A 22,255-nucleotide genomic window follows, 5' to 3' on the forward strand; every position below is an offset into this window, starting at 1 on the left:
CACCCGGCCATCGAAGGCGCTTCGTTCCCGGACGCTAGAAACTGAGCAACATGGACCAGCCGTTCCAGCCGCCGAAGATGTTGAATTCCGGGTCGATGCTGATGCTGTCGGCCTGCAGCCGCCAGAAGGGGCCGCAGCCCTCTTCAAAGCTTCCCAAAATCTCGTCCCGGATGGCCAGAATAATTTCCTGCGTCTTTTCATATTGGTCCAGTTGTTCGCCTTTCTGCTGATCGGTCCAGCCCTTGTCGATCACAAATAGGTAGGTGCTGTGATCATCCACCAGGCTGGAAGGATCCCGGCCGGAGGCGTTCGCCGAGGGGATCACAGCAACTAGCTGAATGCCCCTTTCGTCTTTCAGCGAATGGATCGCATGGTTATCCTGGGCCACCAGGTGATGGCCGTCCAGCCCGGGAATGGCAGCCACCCAGTCGGCGCAAAGCGCGTCAAAATCCTTGATTCCAATCATTTCTTTTTAAGTTTTCGCTTCATTTCCCGGTTCTGATCATCGCAGTCTTTCATGTACAGCAGCACATCAAAGAGCCCCATCCGGTCGGTTTTCTCCACATCGCCAAAGGGCCCCTCTTTGGCCACGTTGTGCAGGACGGATACCCAGCCATTGCCACGGCTCCGGCGCCCCTCACCGGATCCACCGCCAAACAGGCTCGAAAAATTTACTTCCACACCGCCCAAGAGCAGCGTTTCTTTCTGGATATAGCCGACCAGGTAGGTAAACCACAGCAGCACGGCCGTTTGTACCACCTGACCCACCTGGGCGGTATGTTGGGCGTTGATGGGGAGCCGGGAGCGGTTAAAGGGTTCCCGGCGAAACCCGTCAAAGTCTTCCCGCTGGGAGAGCTGGGCAAAGTTGATGCGCTCGGGGCGGTACAGGCAGGCCAGAAACCGGGACATGCATTCCGATTCACGGGTATCGAAGTATTCGTTCATTTCTTCCAGGGCAGCGCGAAACTCCCCAAAGGTCAGGTCGGCCAGCAAATGGTCCGGGCCGTACAGCTTGACCTTTCCTGCCCGGATTATGGGGAAGTGATTGTACACCGTCTCGTAGCAGATCTCGAGCTCGCTTGTCTCGTTTTTCCGGAAGATAAAGCCGCACAGCGTTTCGGCCAGCAGCCAGGTCCGGCTTTGCTTTTCCATGCGCTGCTCCTCGCTCATGACCCGCTCCATGGCGATGCTTTGGTAATCCCGCTGGATATCGGCCAGACGATAAAAGCAGCGGACCAGGGCCTCTTCCGGACGGATCACCCCAGCACTGGCCAGAACGGCCTGCTTCAGGCAGTACAGGCGCTGCGCCTGATCCATCTCGTCCCAGTGGGAGGGGATTTCGATGTGAATGGATTTTTCGGGTAGCTCCAGGGTATTCATAAAATTGGTATATTGTGTTATGAATGAGGTTTTTGAAGTCCTTAAACTCGTAGCAGGGATTATTTTCGTTTTCTGGATTAGCTTCAAGCTGAGAAACTTTGTAAAACGATACCCGAGGGATTAAGTCCGGAAGAACTTATTGCTTTCGTCATTCTCCGGCAATAGCGGATAGGTACCGGATTCCGGATCGGCCCGCTGCAGCCAGCTTCGCACATCATCCAGTACCTCCCCGGCATCCTCTTGCAATCGCTTCGCGTGCCAGCTGATCACTTCGGGCAAAGCCGCCGCACTGGCTGCCCGGCTTTGCATGTTGCTTTTAAACTGCTGCACCACGCCTTCCGGAAGCACCTGCAGGCTGAGCCGCTTCACGGCCATCACCATCACCAGGAGGGGGATGGCTTTTTGTACCAGGTCCAGCAATTCGGACAGCTCTGGATCCCCATCTGCAGATGGGATCCCGGCGCTGCCGGAGCCGCTGCCAACGGTTCCCTCCAGGTGATAGGCCAGCAGATCCGCGTACTTCGCCCCAAGTGCCTTTTTAATCGCCCGCTCCTGCACTTCCCGGATCCAGGGAAGTACGGTGTAGTAAAACCGCGGACTGGCATCAATGGGATAGGCATCCTGAAAGATGGCCTCGTTGTGCACAAAAAGCCGCCGGGCAGTTTTACGGTTCCGACTGTCCATCCATTCCGGAAGTTGCTTTTCTTCCAGCCAGGCGAGTAGCAGATCCGTGGTCTGATGGGCTTTGCGAAGCTGCGCTTCATCGTCCCGGTCGAGCATCCATTCCCAGGGCATCTTTTCATTTTCCGGATCCAGCTTTACTTTCCGGCCGGCATCCTCATGCGACACCAGATTGGATTGGTAATAGTTGAAGGTCGCCCGGTAGGCAATGGGTAGCTGCAGCAGCAGGACGAGCTGATCATTCAGCGCCTGGGTTTCGTCCGGATTGGCCGCCTGGTAGTCTTGGCTTTGGTAATGGGCATGCGCCCGGTCGTACACGGCCTGGCCTACCAGCTTGGTAAGCTCCGATTCGGCCAGTAGCACGTCGGTGGCCACCCGCTCAAATTTATTATTGGCGTAGTAGGATCCGGTCCGTTCCCGGAGTTCCACCGCTCCGGTATTGTCTTTGTTAAATAGCATGATTAGGCGGGGTTTTCGGCATTGTTTACTAATCGCTCATTCGGGACCACGTCCTCTTCTTTCATCACCGAATGATGGTAGAAGCCCATGCGCAGCTTTCTGCCCGGAAAATTGGCCGCTATGGCCTGATTGATTGGCTCAAATATCACTTCCTCGGGCAGCGTGGTATCGGATGCCATATACAGCTTCAGCGCGTACAGCATTTGTGAACCGCTGGACAGCTGCCCGTTTACGATGATATTGGAAAGGGACGGATGCAGGCCCATGCCGGAGGTGGTGGCCGAATCGGCCTTTTCGCCGATCTTTACCTGGCTTTCGACAAAATCTTTGATCTTTTGGTCGATGGCTTCCACCTTCCATTCGTTTTTGTTGCCGTCTTCGTCGTAGAAGTCCACGGTCTCGATGAACTTCCCGGCATTCCGCTTGCCGGTCAGTACCTGCGCCATTTTCTGGAAGGTTTTGTCCTTCAGCTCTTCCAGCCGCTTGTCGCGCTGGGCTTCGGTCTCTCCGGGATGCATCTTTTCGATCTTCTCTTCCTTGGCTTCCCAGTAGCCGGCCGGGCTATGGATGTGATAGGCCGAGGTGATCCCGTTTTCGCTCAGGTACTTCAGCACCTCCGGGATATCGGAGCTGCGCATGATCCAGTTTAGCGAACCGTAGTAGCTAGGCACGCTGTAGAAGTTCCGGCCAAAGCTGTACTTGTTGTGATAGGCGATGGAAATCCCATGCTTAAAGGGATTCCAGGGATCGTGGACCGGGTAACCGATCATGCCGGTATGCAGGCAGTGGTTTTGGAAGTCTCCCACCCAGATTCGCTTGACGGATTCCAGCCGCTTCGGTCCCTGTTCCGGCCATTCCAGGCGGGCATCCGTGCCGGGTACCACTTCCAGATACTTGATCATGCCGGGGCCGCCGATCCGCGGCGCCCGGTTCCGGACCCGCTTCACGTAGACCCCCTTCATGTACTTGTATTCCACCATGGCCATATCAATGTACCGCTTGTAATCCCAGCTATCCAGCCAGGCCTGCACCGGCCCATCTTCCACGTATTCCCGGCTTACCTTACCGCCTTCGTACTTGACCTGGTAGAGCTGCGGGCCGTCTCCATAGAGCAGGCCCATTTCCCTCTCGAGGATACCAGGTGCCAGGTTGTTTTTGTCCATGATGTCCCGGATGATCACCGGCAAGTCATTGTTCAGCCCGTGCGGCACCAGCTTCACCCCACCGATCAGGGCGGGATCCGCTTCCCAGTCTACCGTCCGGGAGAGTCCGGCATACTCGTCAAAATACGCAAAGGGATTGTTCCCCATCACAAAGGCCCCGGCATCGGTCGTCGCCACGCGGGATTTGCCTACTTTCCGAATGGATTGGGTTTCGCTCATAGCAAGGTGGTTTTTTGGCCGTTAAAGGTCATCAGCGTGGGGATGTTAAAGCGACGCTGCTCCAGGGTATCCAGGTCGGTATAGGGTTCCAGGAGGTCCCCATTTTCGATAGCGCTATCCTTGCTTCTGGGGCGTAGCCTGGCCCGGCGCACTTCCACGATGCCCTCGGTTTCCTGCCTGGACTCGGAATACGACATAAAGGAAAAGGAAACCTCCTGCCCCTGGGCAGACAGCTTCCGCATGGCTGAAATGGCTTCGTAAACGGTTAATTGACCCATGCGACTAATTTCGCACGAGATGGGGAGGGGGAAAAGGACACCCTTCGACAAGCTCAGGGTGCGAAAAGATCAATCCAAAGGTCCCTGAGCCTGCCGAAGGGTCACCCCCTTACACTCGCATCACCCACTTCCGGCTTCCTCGCACCCCGAACATGGCGCCGCCAGGTCTTGCGCATCATCAGGTATTTGAAGCTGTCGGAGGGGTTTGAATTTTCAAAGAAAATTTACCTTTAGTACCGGATCGGTTAATTGACCCATGCGACTAATTTCGCATGGGATGGGGAGGGGAAAAAAGACAGAGAAAATTGAAAAACTTTCTTCTCATTTTAGGAGATTGAATAAGGTTGAAAACAAATAAATGTATTGTACGGAAGAAATGGCTTTGCCAACCTCATCAGCATTTGATTTTCAAAAATCCTTTCTTTTACTATGTCCAACGTACCAGTACGAATACCCGTTGAAATTAAATTGAAAGTTCCTATCTACTAGGCTATATTCAAAACAATCATTTCACGCATATGCAAGAAATGCTTTGCCTTCTTTCTTGAATTTTCAACGATCAAACATGGGAAATTGGTCTTCATTACCTACGGTCACCACTCAATGCTATTAAGTTAAGCTTTTTGGTTTGTTATTTTGGTTTCAAAATGGAATAATTTTGATTTTTCCCTGCCGGTTTCGGGCTTTTTATCAGGTTTAGGGCATAGACTTACTTACTCCTGAAGCAGGTGTCAATTTTTAGTGCGATATGTTGTATTTTCTTCTCTTTCCTTCCGCTTTTTGCTATTTATAGTATTGGTTAGTCCTTGCCGATTTTCCCAGACCCTTTCTAGAAAATTTCCTTCCCTTCTTTACCGCTACCAGCTTTTGGGCTATCTTGTTGACCAGGGTTTCCAGTATTTTTTCCACACTTTCCCGGCTGAACAACTCCACAATCCTTTTTCTGAGTTGTAGAAAAGCATTTTTCCAGTTGTATTTGTACGTCAATTTCCGTTTCTTTTTCCTGGACCTACTTTTCTTTTCAATCTGCTCAGTAGCAGCTATGCCGGCAAGTGCTACCATGTTCATGGCTAAGATATGGGCATAAAATTCCTGATAGATTCTCTGCGGCTTTCTACGTCCGAACTGCTCAACTTTAATCTTAGGCTTCAAATTTTTTATCCCTTCCTCAACTCCCCATCTCATGCCATAAAGTTCTACAAGATCTTCAGTTTTAAATGATTCCATATCCTGTAGACTGCTTACCAGCAGTTCGGTTTCACCTGAGTCAAGAACGGCTTTGGTTACCCTTACCCGTATCGTTTCCGATGTTTTGGCTGTTTCCCTCTCCGATCTGCTAGGGACCCATTCGGTGATAAAATCCATCCTGCTATCGGCCATTACGGCTTTTGCAAAGTTGGATATTCCGGTAGACATCCGGATGCAGAAGGGTCTTCCTTCACAGGTCATTCTGTGTGCCATGTGGAAGTTTCCAAAATTCCTGTCCAGCACCAGAAGGTCATCCGGCCTGGGTGGAATTTCAAACAGGCAGTCACCGAGTAAGCCGGATTCGCCGGTACTCATTCTTCCGAGTCTTGCCTGTAGCGTAAGGCCGGTAAGTACGTCATAGACAAGAAGTATCCTGGCTAGTGAAGTCTTTGAACTACTGGATTGAACTCCAAAATATCCCCTTATCTGTTTGGATGCTGGTAGATTTAGGGTACTTCCATCACCACCAAAAACCCTGTACCCCTTTCATCTGGCAGTAGTGAACCTGTCATAATCTTCCGAGCTGATAGCACAGAGATCAGAGAAAAATTGCCATTCAATTTTATAGCGCGCCTGTGAGAAAGCACTTCCGGTGACTTCTCGTTTCCCCAGCTTGGAAAGGACATCTTCAGTATCAGAATCGGCGGATTCTTTGAAAAGTTGGAGCACCGAAAGTACTACGGTTTGAAAGTCGAGCGGGGAAGACCTGGAAAAATGTGCAGGGTCAGAACAGTAAATGTCCTGATTTTCAAATGATTGTATTTTTTTAAATATTTTTTTTCGGACAATCCCAAGATATATACTTCGTGTTTTGGTTGGTATTTTGTACCTTCATAGCTATATGTTTAGGACAACATAATTTACCTAAAGTAGGCCGGTTTTCACAAGGAAAATCGGCTTATTTTGTCTCCTGAGGCCATTTTTTCTTAACTTAATAGCATTGGGTCACCACTTCAGTTGTAACATTTATCCGCTTCAGATTTAACGATTTGATTATTAGGTAGCTAGGGTATAACTAGGTATAAACCAATTTAATACCGCTTTTTCCTTGGATACTAGATTAAAATTAAATACCTTGAAAAAGGTATCCGTTTTGAATATTACAAAATTTTAATAAAAAATTATTTATGATAAATAAAAGAAAAGAAAAAGATTTGATATCAAACTTAGGCGTTTTAGTAATCTTATGTTTACTATCTCCATTCTTACTTTCAAATACTTGCTCTAGTCAATATAGGGTTGATGGAGATTTAGGAACTTTGCCAGAAAAATATGAAGGAATGTGGTTTGGAGCGATTGATGCTAAAATCTATAGAAAAAATGGTAAAAGCTTTGTTGGCTGGTACGAGGGTAATTCTTTTCGCGAAACTCCTTTATATCATAAAAAAATAAACCATGACGGGGAAATTGTAGATGTAATTTCTTTTGACGCATCAATTCATTACAGTGTTGGTACATTTTCAAATAATGGAAAATACCAAACAGGAATAATTAAACGAAACAACACCAACAATAGAGTACTTTCATTTTATCCAGTAGATTACGAAGATTTAGAAAATTCGAATATCAATTCTAATTCTTTGATGACAAAGTATATTTCAAGTAAAAAATCCAGCATTTCTTCTGCTCCCATCGATCTTGGATACCATACCAATGGAACTATTAATATTTTTCCAACTGAAAATAGTTTAAAAAAGGAAATATTCTCAAAATGTGGAACTAACACATATAGAGCCTATTCCGTGAGCTCAACCAAATACAATGTAAATTTAGGCATTTGGGAAAATGAAACAAAATTTAATAAATCACAAGCTAATTCTTTTGCATTAAAATTTTATGTTAAAGGATTATCATTCTTTGTTGGAGATGATCAAATAGATATAGCTGGTATAAAATCTACTGGAGGACTACATAGGTATAAATACACTGACACTGGTGGTTTTTTTATACAAGAGACTTATAAATGGGAAGGTAAAATAATGAATAATGGAGTTGAAGTTGGAAAAGCTGTATTTCTACCTGATTACCGAACAGTCGGCGCTATTCCCTATTTGGATTTTGCTAATGGTCATGCTTGCAGATTCAGCGGAACTGTAGAATTAAAATTTGGTAAAAACGAAAACTATTCGAGTATTCATAAATTCAAAATATCCGCATCCGCAGAAAATTTCTAATAAAATTAAAACAAAATCAATTTCATCCCAATTTACATAACCAAAAATCTTTGGTTGCAATATACAATAGTGTCTCACCCCCGCACACTCGCATCCCCCACTTCCGGCTTCCGGGCACCCCGAACATGCCGCCGCCAGGTCTTGCGCATCATCAGGTATTTGAAGCTGTCGGAGGGATTGGTGCTTTCCAGGGGCAGCCGGTGGATGGGCAGCTTTTCGCCGGATTTGTCTTTGGAGACGATGTTTCGGCCTCTATCCGTACGCTTTTTGGTTTTGGCCAGCTGCAGGGAGCAGCGCAGGGGCTTGCAGTGGAAGTAATCGATCAGCACCCGCGGCAGCTTGCGGTTGTGCTCCTGGAAGAGTTCCTGCATAAAGTTGTACTCCTCATTTTGCCCGATATTTCCCTGGCCTTCGCTCATCAGAATTACTTTCCAGCCGGTACGGTTACCATCCCCATCCACTTCCAGGGCTTTCTTTAGTTGGGTGGCCAGGTCCTGACCGGCTTTTTTGTAATTGTTGGCCGCCCGGTCGTAATACAGGTGCACGACTTTTTCCCTGTGGGGCTTGTAGAAGGCCAGAAACTTATCGGCCAGCTCCCGGATCCATTCCGGAGACAGTGTGTAAATAAATTTGCTTACCCGGTAGTGCTTGCCGATCTCCTGCGCCAGGGTCATGGAGTGCATGTTGCCAAAGTCCAGGCCCATATCGATGGCTTTGCTGCGGTCATGGTATTTCAGGATCCGGCAGTCTTCCTCGTCCTGCAGGCCAAAGCGCATTTCCCAATCGGGACTGGTGCCGTCCTGGTAAAAGTGCCGCTCGCCCAGGTTGGCATAGAAGAGCTCCCCCGTCTCCGGGGAAGGCTTTAATGAAAGTACGGTCGTCTTGGCATCGATAAAGTCATCGTTGAAGGCATCCTCAAACCAGTCGGGGGTCAGGATATCCACGTTCACGTAGGAACTGGCGATGTAAAACATACTGTGTGCTTCCTTCGCCAGGCGGGTAGCGGTCCAGCGTTCCACCCAGCGCTGCCAGGTGCGCTTCTTTGCGATGATCTCCTCGGTAGTACCTTCCTCACAGGCGGCGTAGTATTCGCCCAGGGCTTCGTTTACCACAAAGGCTGTCCGCAGCACCCGCAGCAGCGCGGGGGTGTTCATCCGGTTTCCGCGCTCGAGCACCCAATCGTATTCCCCCACCTGGTCCACGTTGGGCATATCGGTGGTGAAGGTATGGCCCCGGTAAAAGACCGAATGCCCGTACTTCACGCGCATGCCCCGGACGGCTTTCTGCAGGTTCAGGATCCGTTCTTTGCGGAAGTACTTGACCTCATCCCCGAATACGTGCACGTAGTTACCGCCTGCCAGGGAGGCGGGCCGGTCCAGGCTGCCAAACGTGATGTTGAAGCCGGTGAAGAATACGATGGTATGGCGGTAGGAACCGATCTCATTGTAGGGCATCCAGAAGTGTTCCTTTAGCTCCGGCGGCAGGTCGGGCCGTTCCTTCTGCGGGATCTCCGGCGGCCGCTTGCCGATAACGTAATGCACGCCCTCGACCATGCCTTTCGCCGTCAGGCCTTCTTTGACCGTCCGAAGCACGTTCTTCTGCAGGTTGCTATACGTATCGGCCACCCAGGCCACCGGTGCCCCGGGCAGGTCATAGACCATTTCGAGCAGGCGTTCCACCTGGATGTCGGTAGTCTTGGCCGATCCCCGGCCGGCCACCATGTACAGCGACTTGGGCAGGATCATCATGCAGACCTGGGAGAGCCAGTTGGCAAAGACCCGATCCAGGCCCGGGCTATTCTCCTTTGGCTTCTTTCTCCAGCTCATTGAATCGATCTTCCAGTTTGATGTTTTCCAGGCTGGCTTCCTGCTTCAGCCTGGCCTTTTCCCGCTCGGGGATCTCCAATGCTTCAATCTGATTGGCCAGCTCCTGCCGGTTGATAGTGGGCAGTCCTACGCTGGCAGGATCCAAAGAGTAGTAGCGCAGGGGCTTGAGGTAGATTTCCTTGTCCAGCTTTTCCGGATCGGCCTTGTCCAGCTCCCGCATGCGTGCGGCTTTATCGATCAGGTTGCCGTACACTTCCCAATCCTTGGATGACTCCGCATTGTCCCGGACGATAAGCGCCGCTTCGTCCAGCTGGTCGGCGTACAGGTTGCGCAGGGCTTTCTTTTCGATATTCCGATCGGTATAGAACAGCGTCACGGCCTCGTCGTACATTTCTGATGCCCGGCGGTAGGTCAGGTTCCAGGGTTCGCGTGTAAAAAATTTGATAGTATTCCGCCGGCCGTACTTCCGGCTCATGGAGTTAAATAGGCTGAGGGCATCCAGGTAGATGGCTTCTTCGGTGCTTAGCTCGTTGATGCTGCCGCCCTGTATGTAATCTTCCAGCTTGCGCAGCAGCTTTTTGTCGATGGCTCCGCCAAAGATATCCAGGCGGGAGAGTTCCCAGCCCCGGGAGCGCCGGATTTTTCCCAGTTGCTGGGAGGCGGTGACATTCCCCTTTTCCGCATCTCCCAGCAGGGCCATTTGTTCTTTGGCCACCGACATGAGCTGGCCCCGCTTGATGTGGTAGTGGACCTTACTTTCTACATCCAGCGCAGCCTGGACAAAAAAGAACTTGTCCACGTCAAAATAGACGGCCATCTCCTCCGGGCTGTAGCCCAGCGCCGCCAGGCTTTCCAGCTCCGAAATGCGCTCTTCGTCCAGTGGAAATATCAGGTTCATACCCAAAAATAAATGTCCTTCCCTGGCTGGGGAAGGACATCGGATTAATTGGTTCTGTTTTCCATCAACTCCGAACATTTCCGGAGTACCTCCATCAGCAGCAATACCTGCTCGATTTCTTTTTCACTGACGTGATCCTGCAAGAGTGGCAATAGATTCCGGAGGGCGCATAGCTTCCCAAGAATCAGCAAATACGGAACAAAGCTCCGCTCAAAGTGGTAAAATAATTCCAGCTCCCGGCCCAATTCCAGGAGCTTCTTTTTTCGACTTTTTTTTGTCATGGCAAAAATAGTACAATGCAAGGCTCCGATACCCCAGCCTGCAGCAGTGGTGTAGGTACTCGGAAACCTCTGGTTAAGCCTAGTTTTCAGCCGCAGGCTGTGTGTTTTGGTTTTTCCAAAATTCAGCATTATTTTAGTTGTAAACAACATTTTTTAGTATTTATTTAACACTTTTTTATGTATAAAAATATTTTTAGATTCCCATAAATAAAAAAAATAGCTTTTTCGTTTTTCTGCGTTATTGCCCGGTCTGCTAGTTAGATTTCCAGACCCATCAGGCAGTTTTCCCGGAAGGCGTACACCTCCCGGTCGTTGAGAAACAGGTACTGTTCGTGCAGGGCATTTTCCGAAAAGTTACCGCTGCCCTCGATCACGAAGTAATTGCCCTGGCTGCGGATCAGGGTTACCTTGCTGTGATTCCAGCAGTAGAAGACCTCGAAGGCCCGATCCCTGCGCTGCAGCTCGATCAGGTCGTAGACCTTTGGCATGCGGTGCCTGACGGATTCGGAGATGGACATGCGGATCTTTCGAATGCTTCCCTTGTCGTACCAGCGGAGCAAACTGGACAGGATCCGCTCGTTGATGGAGTAGGTACTGAAGGTCAGCTCCTCGATTTCGCCGCAGTGCTTGATGATATAGGTGATAAAGGTAAAGGCATTAAAACTCTTTAGGGTGTAGAGAAAGAACGCTTCGCCTGGTTCGGGAAGCTTTCCCATCAGGTTTTTCAAAGAGGCGATTTTGGCCAGGTGCTTGTTTTCGAATCTGGCCCGGTGGATTTCGGCTTTGTCTTCCTTTCCGACCGACTCCTGCCGGGGGGCGATTTCCTTCAGGTCAAAGAGCTTCATTGCATCTCCCCGATTAGCCGCTGCACTTCCTTCAGCTGCCGCCTTTTGATACGCAGCCGCCGCTCCCGGTCGGCCTGCAGGTGGGGCTTCTTGTTTTTGCGCAGCTCGTGCTCGATGCGCCAGATGGTGTGCTCCAGGCGTCCCTCCATTTTGACCAGGTCGATGGGACTGAGCTTACGGAGCTTGGCCAGTTCCTTCATTTCGGCAAAGATGGGATGCTTTCCCAGCACGTGCCCGTGCTCCCGGTAGTGGACAAATTCGGCGATGATGGCCCGGTTTTCTTTATAGTTTTCCATCAGCATCTTGACCGTGGCCCACTGCTCCTCCCGGCTGGTGCAGTCAAAGAGCTGCTCGTGCGCCCGCACGTAGCTCCAGTAGGCGGTGATCTTGTCGGCAGCCAGTACTTTCAGTTCGGGAGGGCAGGCAGGATCGGTGAGAAAGGGCCAGTTTTCCCGAAAGCTTCCGGTCTTTTGGCCGGCCCGGATCCGATGCACTTCCCCCAGGCTGATCCCTGCCCTGGCGGCCAGCTCCCGGATCAGGATGGGATAGGCTACCTGGTGATTATAGTGCGCCAGGCCGACAAAGGGATGATCCTCTCCGCTCTCCTGTGCAAAAAGCCGGAGCCCCTCATCCAGAGTAGCCCCGGCCTTTAGCCAGGTGTATACCGTGACTTTATCCATTCCGCTTACTTCTCAAAGCTACACTTGTCCGGAAAGAGTGCCTGCAGCTTTGGCTCCAGGGCTTTCCATCCGGCATCGTTATTATTGATCCACTTGCGCGTGGCCAGCACCTTGTCCAGGATACGGGTATCCGGATTGGGCCGGTAGACGGAAGCGATGATGGAGCCCCGGCCGTCGTTTTGCGTGATGGTGGGCCGGTGATCGGGGAAGTAGCTGTTGGCATAGAGCGTGTATACCAGGTGCCCTTCTTTGTCGCAGCCATAGGCCTTGATGATCTCCGCCAGGCCTTCCTTTTCTACAAATACGGGCGTGTGGGTCGCATAGTCGTAGGGATCCCTTACCCCGTTCTTTCGTAGGGCTTCCAGTGTGCGCTTCGCGTTCTCCTGGTAGACGCCGTTTGCTTTGCCGCGATTGGCCAGCCGGCCGTGACTCTTTAGCGTGATGATATCGGCCAGCTCCACCGGGCAAAGGGTGTAGATATCGTCATTGGTCCAGACAAATACATCCGGCACCCGATCCGAAGCGATGGCGGCCATCATCTTGTGCGCCACGTCCACCTGGGGATTGGTGCTCACCGGCTTGTGGGGGATGTGCTCCAGAGCTTTGCCTGCCCAGGCGGGCTTGTCGCCCACGATGACAATGCGGACCGAACGCATGCCCTTTTCCCAGGCCCGCAGGGCATACCGCAGTTCGTCCCCCTTGGCTTTGGCCGCCAGGTAGGGGATCACGATGCAGATGGGATCGGCCTTGTCCTGCGCTTCGTCCGATTCATCCGGTTCCGGTTCTTTCGGTTTGGCGGCCGCATCGGCAGTTTCGGCACTTTCTGCAGCTGCCGCCTTGCTGGATTTTTTTTTCGTGGAAGTTTCGTCTTTCGGGAGCGCTGTCCCGGATTCCTGGGTTTTGGTTTCTTTTTTCATAAGAAGGTTAAATGAAAAGCCCTCCGTCCGGAAATCCGGGCCGGAGGGCGGGTTGAACATGGATTCGTGTTAGATACCTGATCCGGCAGATCCGCTGCCTTCGACTGGCGGATCGTATACAGGCGGATCGTCGTGCCTGTAGTGGGTCATCTTATTGAAGGACCGCTGCCCGCTGACAAAGGTCAGGGTGCTGCTGATCCCTTCCTGGTTGTCCTGTGCTTCCACGCTCATGAAGAGCGGGTTACAAGGGGTTCCCTGCAGGCGGGTGCCTTTGGCATCCCCGCATTCCTTACTGAGGATGATCACGCCCTCGTTCAGGTGCTCCTGCAGCCAGGCGGCAAAGTGCTCGTCATCCCCAGGCCGCAGCGCTTCGAAATTACTCAGCCAGCCGCCCATCTCCTCACTGGTCTCTCCTTCGGAGGCGTCAAAGCGATTGATGGATTTGGGATTGAAATACACCGCCATGGCTTTCTTTCCTTCCTTCAGGACGATGGCCGAGGTGGACACCACGCCGTCTCTGGTCGGCATGGTCTGCACGTCTTCGGCCAGCATGATCAAGACATTGGGCTCTTTGGGCTTGGGCGCTCCGGCCCCTACCCTGATTTTTGGAACGGATACTTTTACGTACGTCATGATTTACCTCCTTTTTTTAGATACCGCCACCGGCGCTACCGCTTCCAAAATCGGTCACGGACTTGGTGAGGTCTGTGCCCTTAAACTGCTGGTACGTGTCATGCGCACCGTAGACGCTGGTGATGAGCGCGTGCGGATCGTAGTTCGCCGGACAGAAGGCAAACACGGCCTCTCCGTAGTCAAAGCCGGCGCCCAGCCAGTACTCCCCGAAGATCCGGGCTTCGTAGTCCTGCTTCTGCACATCGTTGATCACGTTAGGCGCAGCATTGATGTGACGCAGCTTCACCATATTGGACTTAGGCGTGGCGAACAGAATCGGGGATCCGTACATACCGTCCATCTCGGTCAGCACGTGCCGACTGTAGTCGATCCGGTTGCTGCCAAACTCGTGGTTTTCGGTACCGGAGCCGGTGCCCCACTTGTTTTTGTAGGCCTCCCGGTAGCGCATGCGTAGCTCGTAAGAGCAGCCCACATTCATCGGCATGGTGCGGAATACGGGTGCCATCCACTTGAAGAAATTGGCAAAAAAGTCCAATACCTCCTGGTCCGTGGCGGTCTTGTAGTCAAAGCCCTCTCCGTCAAAGAACCGGATATTGGCCGGATTGCCTCCGGTGCGGTTGGTGGCGATGATGGTCTCCAGGCCGTCCATGGACTTCTCCGGAGCCTGACCGGCATCCCCAGCGTTCACTGCAGACCAGTCGAGTTCCTCATACTTCCCTTTCCAGATCATGCGCAGCTCGATGTCCTGCATCAGCTGGGGATACATGAGTCGCTGCCAGATATAGAAGAAGATCGGCATCTGATCGATGGCCAGGTTCTCCCGGTACATATCAAAGATGTAAGAGGTAAGCACCTCCGATGGGATGATAGGAAAGTTGATCTTGTGCCGCCTGTTCTGAATCTTCAGGGGCCGGAACTGGCTCTTGCCGCTGGGCGTCCACTTATTCACGTACTGCTGTGACACGGAGGTGATCAGTGCCTGCAGAGCCCTTCTTTCCGTCACCGCCGGGGCTTCGGTAAAGTAGCTCGCAGAGCTGAATCCCTGAAAGATGGTGTCCAGCATGGCGAAGTTATTCGCCCCCTGGCTCAGGTAGGTACCAAACTCCTGCAGCAGATCGGCTACGTCGATGGTAGCCCCAGCCGCCATGTAGCCTCGCTGCATGAATGCGGTCAGCGCCTTGTAGTGCGGTTTCGCGGCATCTACTTTCAGAATCGATTTTACGCCCTCTTTGCGGGGCATTCCTACGACTGCAGGGGTGGGCTCAGGCTCGGGGGAGGAACTCAGCTGGGCGATGCTCGCCTGCAGCGTTTCCTTATCCCTGGTAGCCTGGTCCAGCTGGGCCTGCAGCTGTCTTAGCTGCTCCTGGTTCTGCGAGGCATTGTGGGAAGTGATCGCGTCGATCAGCGGCTGCGGATCGGTGCTGGCTTCCTTCATGGCCTCCTTGAACTTGTCAACGAACGGTTGACCGAGCACATCGGCTAGCCTGCTGCTTTCCTCATCGGATAGCGTGAGCTGGCCGGACTCGTCCTTGGAGAACTCCTTGAGTCCGAGAAGGCCGAGTACAATGGCTTGCATTTTTTTGAACATCGGATAAAAGTTTATATGAATTTATTTGCGTGAGACTTCGCTAGGGCGATTTCCACCGCCGTGGTAGAGGTGCCTATCCGGTCTATAAGACCGATCGAAAGGGCTTCCTCTGCAAAAAAGGTTTTCCCGGTAAGGATGCCATTTACCGAAGTATTTAGCCTGCTACCGCGGTTTTCCCGGACCGTTTTTTGAAACTGACGCGCCAGGGGATCCAGTTGCTCCTCTTTGATTTGATCGTATTCGCCATTCAGGGCCTTTTCGAAAGCCAGGTTTTTATCCCCGGACTCGTTGGAGTAGATGGAGTGAAAGGTCACCCCTTCTTTCTCATAGTATCCCCGTACATCCATAAAGCTCATCATCACCCCGATGGACCCTACTTCCGCACTCACCGAATTGTCGGCTACGATGTACCCCGTTTCTGAAGCATTCCAGTAAGCAGCCGAACAGGCAAGGTCCACCGAAGAAACGATGGGCTTGCCTATCTGCTTCACCATTCGGATCGCCTGGGAAAGCGGCGGTACCGCATCCACCGCACCGCCACCACTGTCAAAGTCCAGCACAATGCCGGATATATTTTTGTGGGCGCCCGCTTCCAGGATAAAGGAAGCCAGCTCCATGGTTCCGTAGTCACATGCCGTCCCGTATTTTAGCATCGATCCCTTTACGGGTATTTTGGCAATTGATCCCTCCGGAGCTTCATCGTAGAGCCTGGAAAGGTTGTCGTTTGGATCTTCTCCGTCAAAAAACTTTGTCTCCTTACCTGACTCGTTGACGCAAATAATTTCAATGGAGCGTTCCTGATCTTCCGCCGCTTCCATGCCCTCCCGGGAAAGCAAACGATTCACCTGCGGCCCCATCGCCATGGCAATGTCAGGCCGGATAAAAAATTTACCTTTCAAAAGCGCAGAAATCAGAAGAAACTGCCAGTTACCTGCGAGACGTGTCATAGTGGAATTACTTTGATACAAGTATACCAGGAGCCCCGCAAGGGGAAAAGGACACGCTTCGACAAGCTCAGCGTGAACGCTTCGACACCCTTCGACGGGCTCAGGGTGAAAGAGGATCAGAGAAAAAGCCCGAAACGGGCTAGGAAGCCGATTCTACAAAGCGCACCCCGGGAAGGTAGCCTACCGGATAGCCGGGCCCCGGGAAGTCGCCTACCCGGAATAGTAGCACCGATTCGTTGGGATCGAGGATGACTTCACCGGTGGCGTTCTCCACCTGGTCCCAGTCTTCGTAGACGCCATCCAGGGAAAAAGCTTTGGGAACGGCGGTATCGTTCACAAAAAATACCGTCCCGGATGCATCGTAGGGGTCGGTAATACTGTTCAGATCAAAGCCGTAATCCGTGCGCCAGGCGGCCAGGTTGATCATGTTGTCAAAGTTGTTTGTCAGGTGTACCTGGATGGGGCTTCCATCGGCGGCGTCGATTTGGTTATTATCGATGGTGCCAAAGTCAAAGGGCCCGTCTCCCGCAAATACGCCGAGCACCCGCGCCTCGTACACTTTCTGCCCGGGCAGTGCTTTCAGGGTATTGAACTGCACGTCTACGTTCCGAATCCGCCGGGTGGTGCTGACGCCCTGGGTGGTATCGTCCGCAAAGCGGAATAGCACGTCGCAGTCCTCGGCAATGTTGTGTCGGTACACCACGCCGTCATTATTGTGGATGTAGTAGCCATACCCGCATTTCCGGGCGATGTTGTACCGGGTAACGTTATCCTTGCAGTTATCGTCCGTATAAAACCCACAGGTATCGTACTTGGGCGTACCGCCAATGCCATCGATATTGCCCCGGCAGTCGTACGCGATGTTGTACTCACAGATCACGTTGGTATCGGGATTGGCAAAGTTACCAAAGGAGTAAAAAGCCGCCGCATCGCTGACCGTCCAGCCGCATTTCTCGGCATAGTTGCGGGCTACGTAGCAGTTGTTGCCCCGGTACGATACCCCGTTATTTCCGATCTGGAAAAAGAAGTTGCCCTCGATCAGCGCATTGTGTTCGGTATTGTTGATATGCACGCCATTTTGCTGACCGGATCCGCTCTGACCCATACCTGGAATGCTGGCTATCCGCACAAAGCTGCTGCCGATCACCGTCAGGCCCTCGCTGGCATCCCGGTTATTGACCCCGTGATTGTTCACATCGTACATGTAGCCATCGAGCCAGGTCGCATTTTCGGAGACGAAGGTCTTCAGGCCGTCGATGCCCGCCAGGCGGGAAACGCAACCGGTGAAGCTCACATTGTGCGAAAACTCCAGGAAGATATTGTGGCTCGATCCGCCCTCAAAGATCAGGTTATGAAAGGCATGGTAATCCGAATTTTCCAGGTGCAGGGCATGCTCGTCCAGGCTGATGGAGATGTCCAGGCTATTTGGATCCGTGGTACTGTAGAAGTACACCGTATCGGTACCGGCTTCGTAGCACCAGTCGCCTTGTTCGGTTAGGCAGTTGATGTGGTTCTGCACAAAATAGCCGTTGCCGGCTACGTAGTTCGTATCAAATCCGGCCACGCTGATCGTGGAGCTGGTCTGCCCGGTGATGGTGGCCCGGTCTATCGTCCACTTGCGTTTCTTGCTGACCAGCTCGCCGCCCACAAAGTTCGGCGCGGCTGCCAGGTGGGTATTGTCCGTGATGGAGGCATTTCCTGAGACGGCGTCGATGGGATAATATTCCGCTACCTGCGGTTTGGGCCATCGGCCGACCGGTTGATTGCTCTGGGCTACGGCCAGTACATTCACCTGGTCAAACAAGCCGTTTTGATACGACCAGATATTTCCTCCCTCGTCTATCCAGGAGCCGGCCGGATCCGCAAAGGCCGAGATGATCGGATCCGTACCGATGCCGTAGGCCGCCCAGGTGTAGGGGCTGCCGGCGGTGCCGTCTTTTCCCGTGATGTGCAGCGCACTGTAGGTATAGCCCCGCGCCAAATAGATCGTATCCCCCGGACTGGCTTCCAGGATGGCCTTTGCTATGGTAGCAAAGGGCTGCTCCTTCGAGCCTGTAAAGGTATCGTTACCGGATGAGGGATTGACGTAGTACTCGTCCATGGTTACACGTTATTGCTCAGGATTCGGTCGTTGGTGCCGTTTTCGCAGGCGGCCATGATCACGGCTTTGCCATCGATATGCGTCCAGCCCATGGCCACAATGGTATTGGCCGTAGGTGCAGGAAGGATTTCTTTCGTGGTGAGGTCTTTTGTGCGGATTAGGTAGCCATTGGCCCCAAACAAGTACAACCATTCGCCGATGGGCGCCATGCCGGACACAGTGATTGCACTGTCGTCCGGAACTAGTCGTTCGCTCCAGGTAGTACCCCCGTCCTCGGAAACCACCAGGTAGCCTACGGCACCGGTACCCGCCCGCATCAGGACAATATGCCCATTGAAAAAACAGCAGCGGGTAAAAAAACCGAGAGGAGAAACGGCCACCGCCGTATAGGTCTCCCCACCGTCCGTACTAACCTGGCACCGATTCGTACCGTTGTTTGACACCATAAAGACCATCCCGTCACCCGCTGCAATGTCCTCCATGGCGTTGGTCCCGTCTGTGGTGGCCATGGTCCAGGTCACCCCGTCGTTTTCCGACCAGGCGGCGACGTTGCCCGAGCCGTCGCCGGTACGTGCGCACAAGGCCCAGCGACCCGCTCCGATGTAGACAATACCGGTGATCTCGATGGTGGCCGGAAGCGTAATCGTATCGAAGCTGCCGCCCCCATTGGTGGAGCGCCGGACATTATCCGGACCGCCGCCGCGGCCTCCCAGAATGATCGTTCCATGAGGCGCCACGTCCATGGCATAGTAGCTCAGAGAGCTGGTATCGCCCCCCAGGAAAAAAACCCGCCCGTCCAGGCTGACGTGCAGGCGGTTATTGCCCACATTGGAATTGCAGGCATAGATAGCCCCGTTTCGGCCAACGATCCGGCGGATGCTGCCATTAAAGGTATCCGCCGTCACGGCCAGCGTGGTAAGGAAGCCAGGGGTCAATGCCCCGCCCCGGGGATTGGCCTGCTCGTAGGCATAGAGATCCCCGCTGCTGATAAATTTAGCCGAGTTCTCCGTGGGTTCCTGGTCCGTCCGGACGTACAAGGCCCCGGTCTGGGCATCAATCCCCAGCTGATTATTGTTAAAACCCGCCCCCTGAATGGCCGTATTGGGTAGCTTTTCCGCCTCTTCCGTGATGGAGCTAAGCTTGGTAACGATCTCCGCCGGGGTATCCGGCGAGCCATCCGCACCGGCCGGGCCTTGCGGTCCGGTTTCCCCTTGCGGACCGGCAGGCCCGGTTTCGCCCTGGATGCCTTGCGGCCCAGCCGGCCCGGTCTCTCCCTGAATGCCCTGCGGACCCGTTTCGCCCTGGATACCTTGTGGCCCGGGATCGCCGGTATCGCCTTTGAGGCTATCGATAAAATCCTTTTCCGTACCGCTATTGCCCAGGTCCAGCCATGCCTGGTAGGCCGATGGGCCGGGATCACCTTGATCGCCTTTATCCCCTTTGGGAAGCGGGGTATCGGTATTGTACTTCGATAGGATGATGTCGTTAAACATCTGGGAGATCATCTCCGGCGTGATGCTGTCCTCATCGACCTGGTTCCGGATCGCATTCGATTTGGCTAATAGCTGGCTGTCACTGAATCCCGACATGGCTAGGTAAATTGTGGTGTAAAGGGTGGAGAAAAGACGCCCGTACCTGCCAGATCCACGATCCGGAAGGGATAGGCCCAGAACCGGTGGGTAAACTGCAGGTTCTTTTGCATGAGGCTGTGGTCTTCGGTGAAGCGTACGGGATGATCCACCGAACCGATCAGGATGGGCGGCTGCCCGTCATTGAAATCCAGGCGCACGATCACCGGATCCTGCACCAGGCGCCGCTCCCGGAGCCAGGCGCGAAAGGAGGAAGTAAAGCTCCGCCCGGCTTTGCCGTACTCCTCGGCAATGGTCAGGCTGGGCGGCTTGCTTAGAAGCAGCTCCTGCCAGGCCGCCGATACCGCCACCCCACCGGATGGGCTGTACACCAGGCGCGTCACCTCGGAGATGAACGCATAACGTACGCGGCAGATATGATTGATGGAGCGGATCATTCGCGGTTCGTAATTTTTTCCCTCATTTCCCTGAATTCACGAAAAAGTTTTTCGGTCAATTCACCAAAATTGTTTGCATGCCCGATTCGATTTTCTCGTGCCGGTAATAGGCCTTTTTGGTCAGGCTATTGCAGCGCAGCTGTAGCAGGCGCAGCCCTTCCCGGTATTCCCGTTTCTTCAGGGTCTCGTTGTCTTGCAGTAAGTTGGTCAGCTTCCGGCTCACAATGAAGGACTCGATGATGTCTTTCTGCATCATGCCCAGTTTCCGGCCCTTCAGGTAAAACCGGTCGAAGTCGATATGAAAGAATACCTCCAGCAGGTCATTGATCCGGAGCAGGTCTTCCCGGGAAAAGTACAGGTGGTAGTTGGGCGCATTTTTCAGGCTGTCGGTTTTGGGCAGCAGCAGCCGCAGCGCCTGGGGATCCGGCGCGGGCTTGGTTTCGGTGTAGCGCACAAAGCTGCAGATAACTTTGCCCAGATCGGAGCTGCGGTCGATCCGGTAGCGGCCTTGATGATCCAGGGGGAAGAGGTGCCGGAAATACTCCCGGAGCAGGTCTTTGTGTACGGTAAGCTGAATATCCATGTCGTTTTTTTCTTCAAGTTAATGAATTCGCACAACTATCGCAATATCATCGCTAAATGCGAGAAGTTACTTTTTCCGCTGAACGTTCTGTAACCTAATTCGATTCATTCCCAAGAATCGTGTAACTCTGTAACTTTGTGTTTTTTGTTCAGTAATTACCTGAAAATCAATTTTCTAAAAAGTTACCAGCTGGCATCGGAAGATTGTGTCCGGGGTTACAGAAATTTGTAACCCAAAAAGGGGAGGGGACAGGTTACAAAATTTTTTGTAACCGGCCGGCGCTTGCTACGAAAAAATACAGGTGTTCGTAACCAAATGAACCGGCTGATTTTGAGGGGTATTTACATGGAATTTCTTTATTAGTTACAGAGTTACAAAAATTTCGTGTAAATTAAGATCCAATAGGTACAGGAAAGAGCCGTCAAAGGAGCGCTGTCCCCGGTGCCTGAGCTCCGTCGAAGGCAGCGGCGTCCCTCCCGGCCCGGATCAACCGCAGTAGTGTGGCAGTGTAGCTGCTGAATAGTAGCAGTATGGTATTATGCTGCGGAGGGGTGTGGCCAGGAGAGACAGGGTTTAGGAGTACGATTGGAGTAAATAAAACTCCAGTTTTTTTATAGTTGTGTCAAAATACCAACATCTGTTAGTCAATTAAAGATCAGCATTAATGAGTGAGTATATTCATCCAAAATTTAAAGGGAAGGCATTTCATTGCCCTCATTGTGGTGCATACGCCCATCAATTGTGGTTTACCGCTCACTATGAAGAACGTGGGATTTTTGAATTGCCAATAATCCAATTTGCTTTTTGCACCCACTGTGACAAGCTATCTATATGGTACGATAAAAATATGGTTTACCCAGCTGTAAGTAATGCACCTTTACCGAACAAAGACCTACCAGAAGAAATAAGAGATGATTATCTAGAGGCTCGCTCTATTTTGAATCAGTCTCCTAGAGGAAGCGCAGCATTACTAAGATTGGTTATTCAAAAAATATGCATCCATCTTGGTGAAAAAGGAAACATTAACGCCGATATTTCAAATTTAGTCAAAAAAGGTCTACCGAAAGAAATTCAACAATCGCTGGATTTTGTTAGAGTAGTAGGTAATAACGCAGTCCATCCGGGTAAGATGGATATCAAGGATAACAGAGAAATTGCCGTCAATCTGTTTGAACTCGTCAATTTTATCGCAGATAGGATGATTACACAGCCTAAGCGAATTCAAAATCTTTACAACTCCCTACCAATCTCACAAACAGAATCCATCTCAAAGCGAGATGGTGGTATAGACAAAAAAGACAACGATAATTAATCACGTCCGGTACATT

At 52.1% G+C, this 22,255-nt stretch carries 20 protein-coding genes and 1 pseudogene; 2 read left to right on the plus strand and 19 right to left on the minus strand.

All coding sequences use genetic code 11. The features are described from left to right. Nucleotides 1–34: 34 nt before the first annotated feature. From BMW71_RS08130 to BMW71_RS08155, 6 genes and pseudogenes are all read right to left on the minus strand, one after another. The gene (locus BMW71_RS08130; protein ID WP_092171907.1) at nt 35–466 is read right to left on the minus strand and encodes a hypothetical protein; all 432 of its coding nucleotides are present in this window, start codon (nt 464–466) and stop codon (nt 35–37) included. Continuing rightward, nucleotides 463–1,380 (minus strand): hypothetical protein, encoded by a 918-nt coding sequence (locus BMW71_RS08135; protein ID WP_092171909.1) that lies wholly within the window; start codon nt 1,378–1,380, stop codon nt 463–465. Before BMW71_RS08135 ends, BMW71_RS08130 begins: the two co-directional genes overlap by 4 nt. Nucleotides 1,381–1,500: 120 nt before the next feature. Next, complete coding sequence (locus BMW71_RS08140; protein WP_092171912.1) at nt 1,501–2,520, minus strand: DUF6712 family protein; 1,020 nt, start codon at nt 2,518–2,520, stop codon at nt 1,501–1,503. 2 nt (nt 2,521–2,522) lie between these two features. Beyond that, complete coding sequence (locus BMW71_RS08145; RefSeq protein WP_092171914.1) at nt 2,523–3,902, minus strand: hypothetical protein; 1,380 nt, start codon at nt 3,900–3,902, stop codon at nt 2,523–2,525. Beyond that, on the minus strand, nt 3,899–4,180 hold the full coding sequence (locus tag BMW71_RS08150; protein ID WP_092171917.1) for a hypothetical protein: 282 nt from the start codon (nt 4,178–4,180) through the stop codon (nt 3,899–3,901). Before BMW71_RS08150 ends, BMW71_RS08145 begins: the two co-directional genes overlap by 4 nt. A 783-nt stretch (nt 4,181–4,963) precedes the next feature. Further along, nucleotides 4,964–5,899: pseudogene (locus tag BMW71_RS08155) on the minus strand (transposase); the annotation flags it as partial. Between the two features lie 656 nt (nt 5,900–6,555). Between BMW71_RS08155 and BMW71_RS08160 the strand changes: the two are divergent. After that, nucleotides 6,556–7,602: a hypothetical protein gene (locus BMW71_RS08160; protein ID WP_092171922.1), complete on the plus strand. Its 1,047-nt coding sequence runs from the start codon at nt 6,556–6,558 to the stop codon at nt 7,600–7,602. Nucleotides 7,603–7,676: 74 nt separating this feature from the next. Here BMW71_RS08160 and BMW71_RS08165 read toward each other — a convergent pair whose 3' ends face one another. The 13 genes from BMW71_RS08165 to BMW71_RS08225 all read right to left on the minus strand — a co-directional run bounded on the left by BMW71_RS08165 (nt 7,677) and on the right by BMW71_RS08225 (nt 20,927). Next, nucleotides 7,677–9,428, minus strand: coding sequence for a hypothetical protein (locus BMW71_RS08165; protein ID WP_092171925.1), 1,752 nt, complete (start codon nt 9,426–9,428; stop codon nt 7,677–7,679). Next, nucleotides 9,397–10,326 carry a hypothetical protein gene (locus tag BMW71_RS08170; protein ID WP_092171928.1) on the minus strand — a complete coding sequence of 310 codons (930 nt, stop codon included), beginning with the start codon at nt 10,324–10,326 and terminating at the stop codon, nt 9,397–9,399. Before BMW71_RS08170 ends, BMW71_RS08165 begins: the two co-directional genes overlap by 32 nt. Before the next feature lie 44 nt (nt 10,327–10,370). Beyond that, nucleotides 10,371–10,607 carry a hypothetical protein gene (locus BMW71_RS23525; protein ID WP_143057582.1) on the minus strand — a complete coding sequence of 79 codons (237 nt, stop codon included), beginning with the start codon at nt 10,605–10,607 and terminating at the stop codon, nt 10,371–10,373. A gap of 257 nt (nt 10,608–10,864) precedes the next feature. After that, complete coding sequence (locus tag BMW71_RS08180) at nt 10,865–11,452, minus strand: phospholipase D-like domain-containing protein (RefSeq protein WP_092171933.1); 588 nt, start codon at nt 11,450–11,452, stop codon at nt 10,865–10,867. Continuing rightward, the gene (locus BMW71_RS08185; RefSeq protein ID WP_092171935.1) at nt 11,449–12,132 is read right to left on the minus strand and encodes a hypothetical protein; all 684 of its coding nucleotides are present in this window, start codon (nt 12,130–12,132) and stop codon (nt 11,449–11,451) included. The genes BMW71_RS08180 and BMW71_RS08185 overlap by 4 nt, the downstream gene beginning before the upstream one ends. Nucleotides 12,133–12,137: 5 nt before the next feature. Further along, nucleotides 12,138–13,049, minus strand: coding sequence for a hypothetical protein (locus tag BMW71_RS08190; protein ID WP_143057583.1), 912 nt, complete (start codon nt 13,047–13,049; stop codon nt 12,138–12,140). Between the two features lie 69 nt (nt 13,050–13,118). Continuing rightward, nucleotides 13,119–13,682, minus strand: a complete 564-nt coding sequence (locus tag BMW71_RS08195; protein WP_092171940.1) for a hypothetical protein — start codon at nt 13,680–13,682, stop codon at nt 13,119–13,121. A gap of 16 nt (nt 13,683–13,698) precedes the next feature. After that, the gene (locus tag BMW71_RS08200; protein ID WP_143057584.1) at nt 13,699–14,922 is read right to left on the minus strand and encodes a hypothetical protein; all 1,224 of its coding nucleotides are present in this window, start codon (nt 14,920–14,922) and stop codon (nt 13,699–13,701) included. A gap of 359 nt (nt 14,923–15,281) precedes the next feature. After that, nucleotides 15,282–16,217: a S49 family peptidase gene (locus BMW71_RS08205; RefSeq protein ID WP_092171945.1), complete on the minus strand. Its 936-nt coding sequence runs from the start codon at nt 16,215–16,217 to the stop codon at nt 15,282–15,284. Between the two features lie 139 nt (nt 16,218–16,356). Further along, nucleotides 16,357–18,318 carry a right-handed parallel beta-helix repeat-containing protein gene (locus tag BMW71_RS08210; RefSeq protein WP_092171948.1) on the minus strand — a complete coding sequence of 654 codons (1,962 nt, stop codon included), beginning with the start codon at nt 18,316–18,318 and terminating at the stop codon, nt 16,357–16,359. Nucleotides 18,319–18,320: 2 nt separating this feature from the next. Further along, a complete protein-coding gene (locus BMW71_RS24000; RefSeq protein ID WP_092171950.1) occupies nt 18,321–19,907 on the minus strand; it encodes a WD40/YVTN/BNR-like repeat-containing protein in 1,587 nt (528 codons plus the stop codon). Nucleotides 19,908–19,909: 2 nt separating this feature from the next. After that, the gene (locus BMW71_RS08220; protein WP_143057585.1) at nt 19,910–20,290 is read right to left on the minus strand and encodes a hypothetical protein; all 381 of its coding nucleotides are present in this window, start codon (nt 20,288–20,290) and stop codon (nt 19,910–19,912) included. A gap of 109 nt (nt 20,291–20,399) precedes the next feature. After that, a complete protein-coding gene (locus tag BMW71_RS08225; RefSeq protein ID WP_092171956.1) occupies nt 20,400–20,927 on the minus strand; it encodes a hypothetical protein in 528 nt (175 codons plus the stop codon). Nucleotides 20,928–21,591: 664 nt separating this feature from the next. On the opposite strand from BMW71_RS08225, the gene BMW71_RS08230 reads away from it, so the two are divergent. Further along, a complete protein-coding gene (locus BMW71_RS08230; protein WP_092171959.1) occupies nt 21,592–22,239 on the plus strand; it encodes a DUF4145 domain-containing protein in 648 nt (215 codons plus the stop codon). The last annotated feature ends 16 nt before the right edge of the window (nt 22,240–22,255 follow it).

The organism is Cyclobacterium xiamenense, assembly GCF_900109255.1.
In the GTDB taxonomy this organism is placed as follows: Bacteria; Bacteroidota; Bacteroidia; order Cytophagales; family Cyclobacteriaceae; genus Cyclobacterium; species Cyclobacterium xiamenense.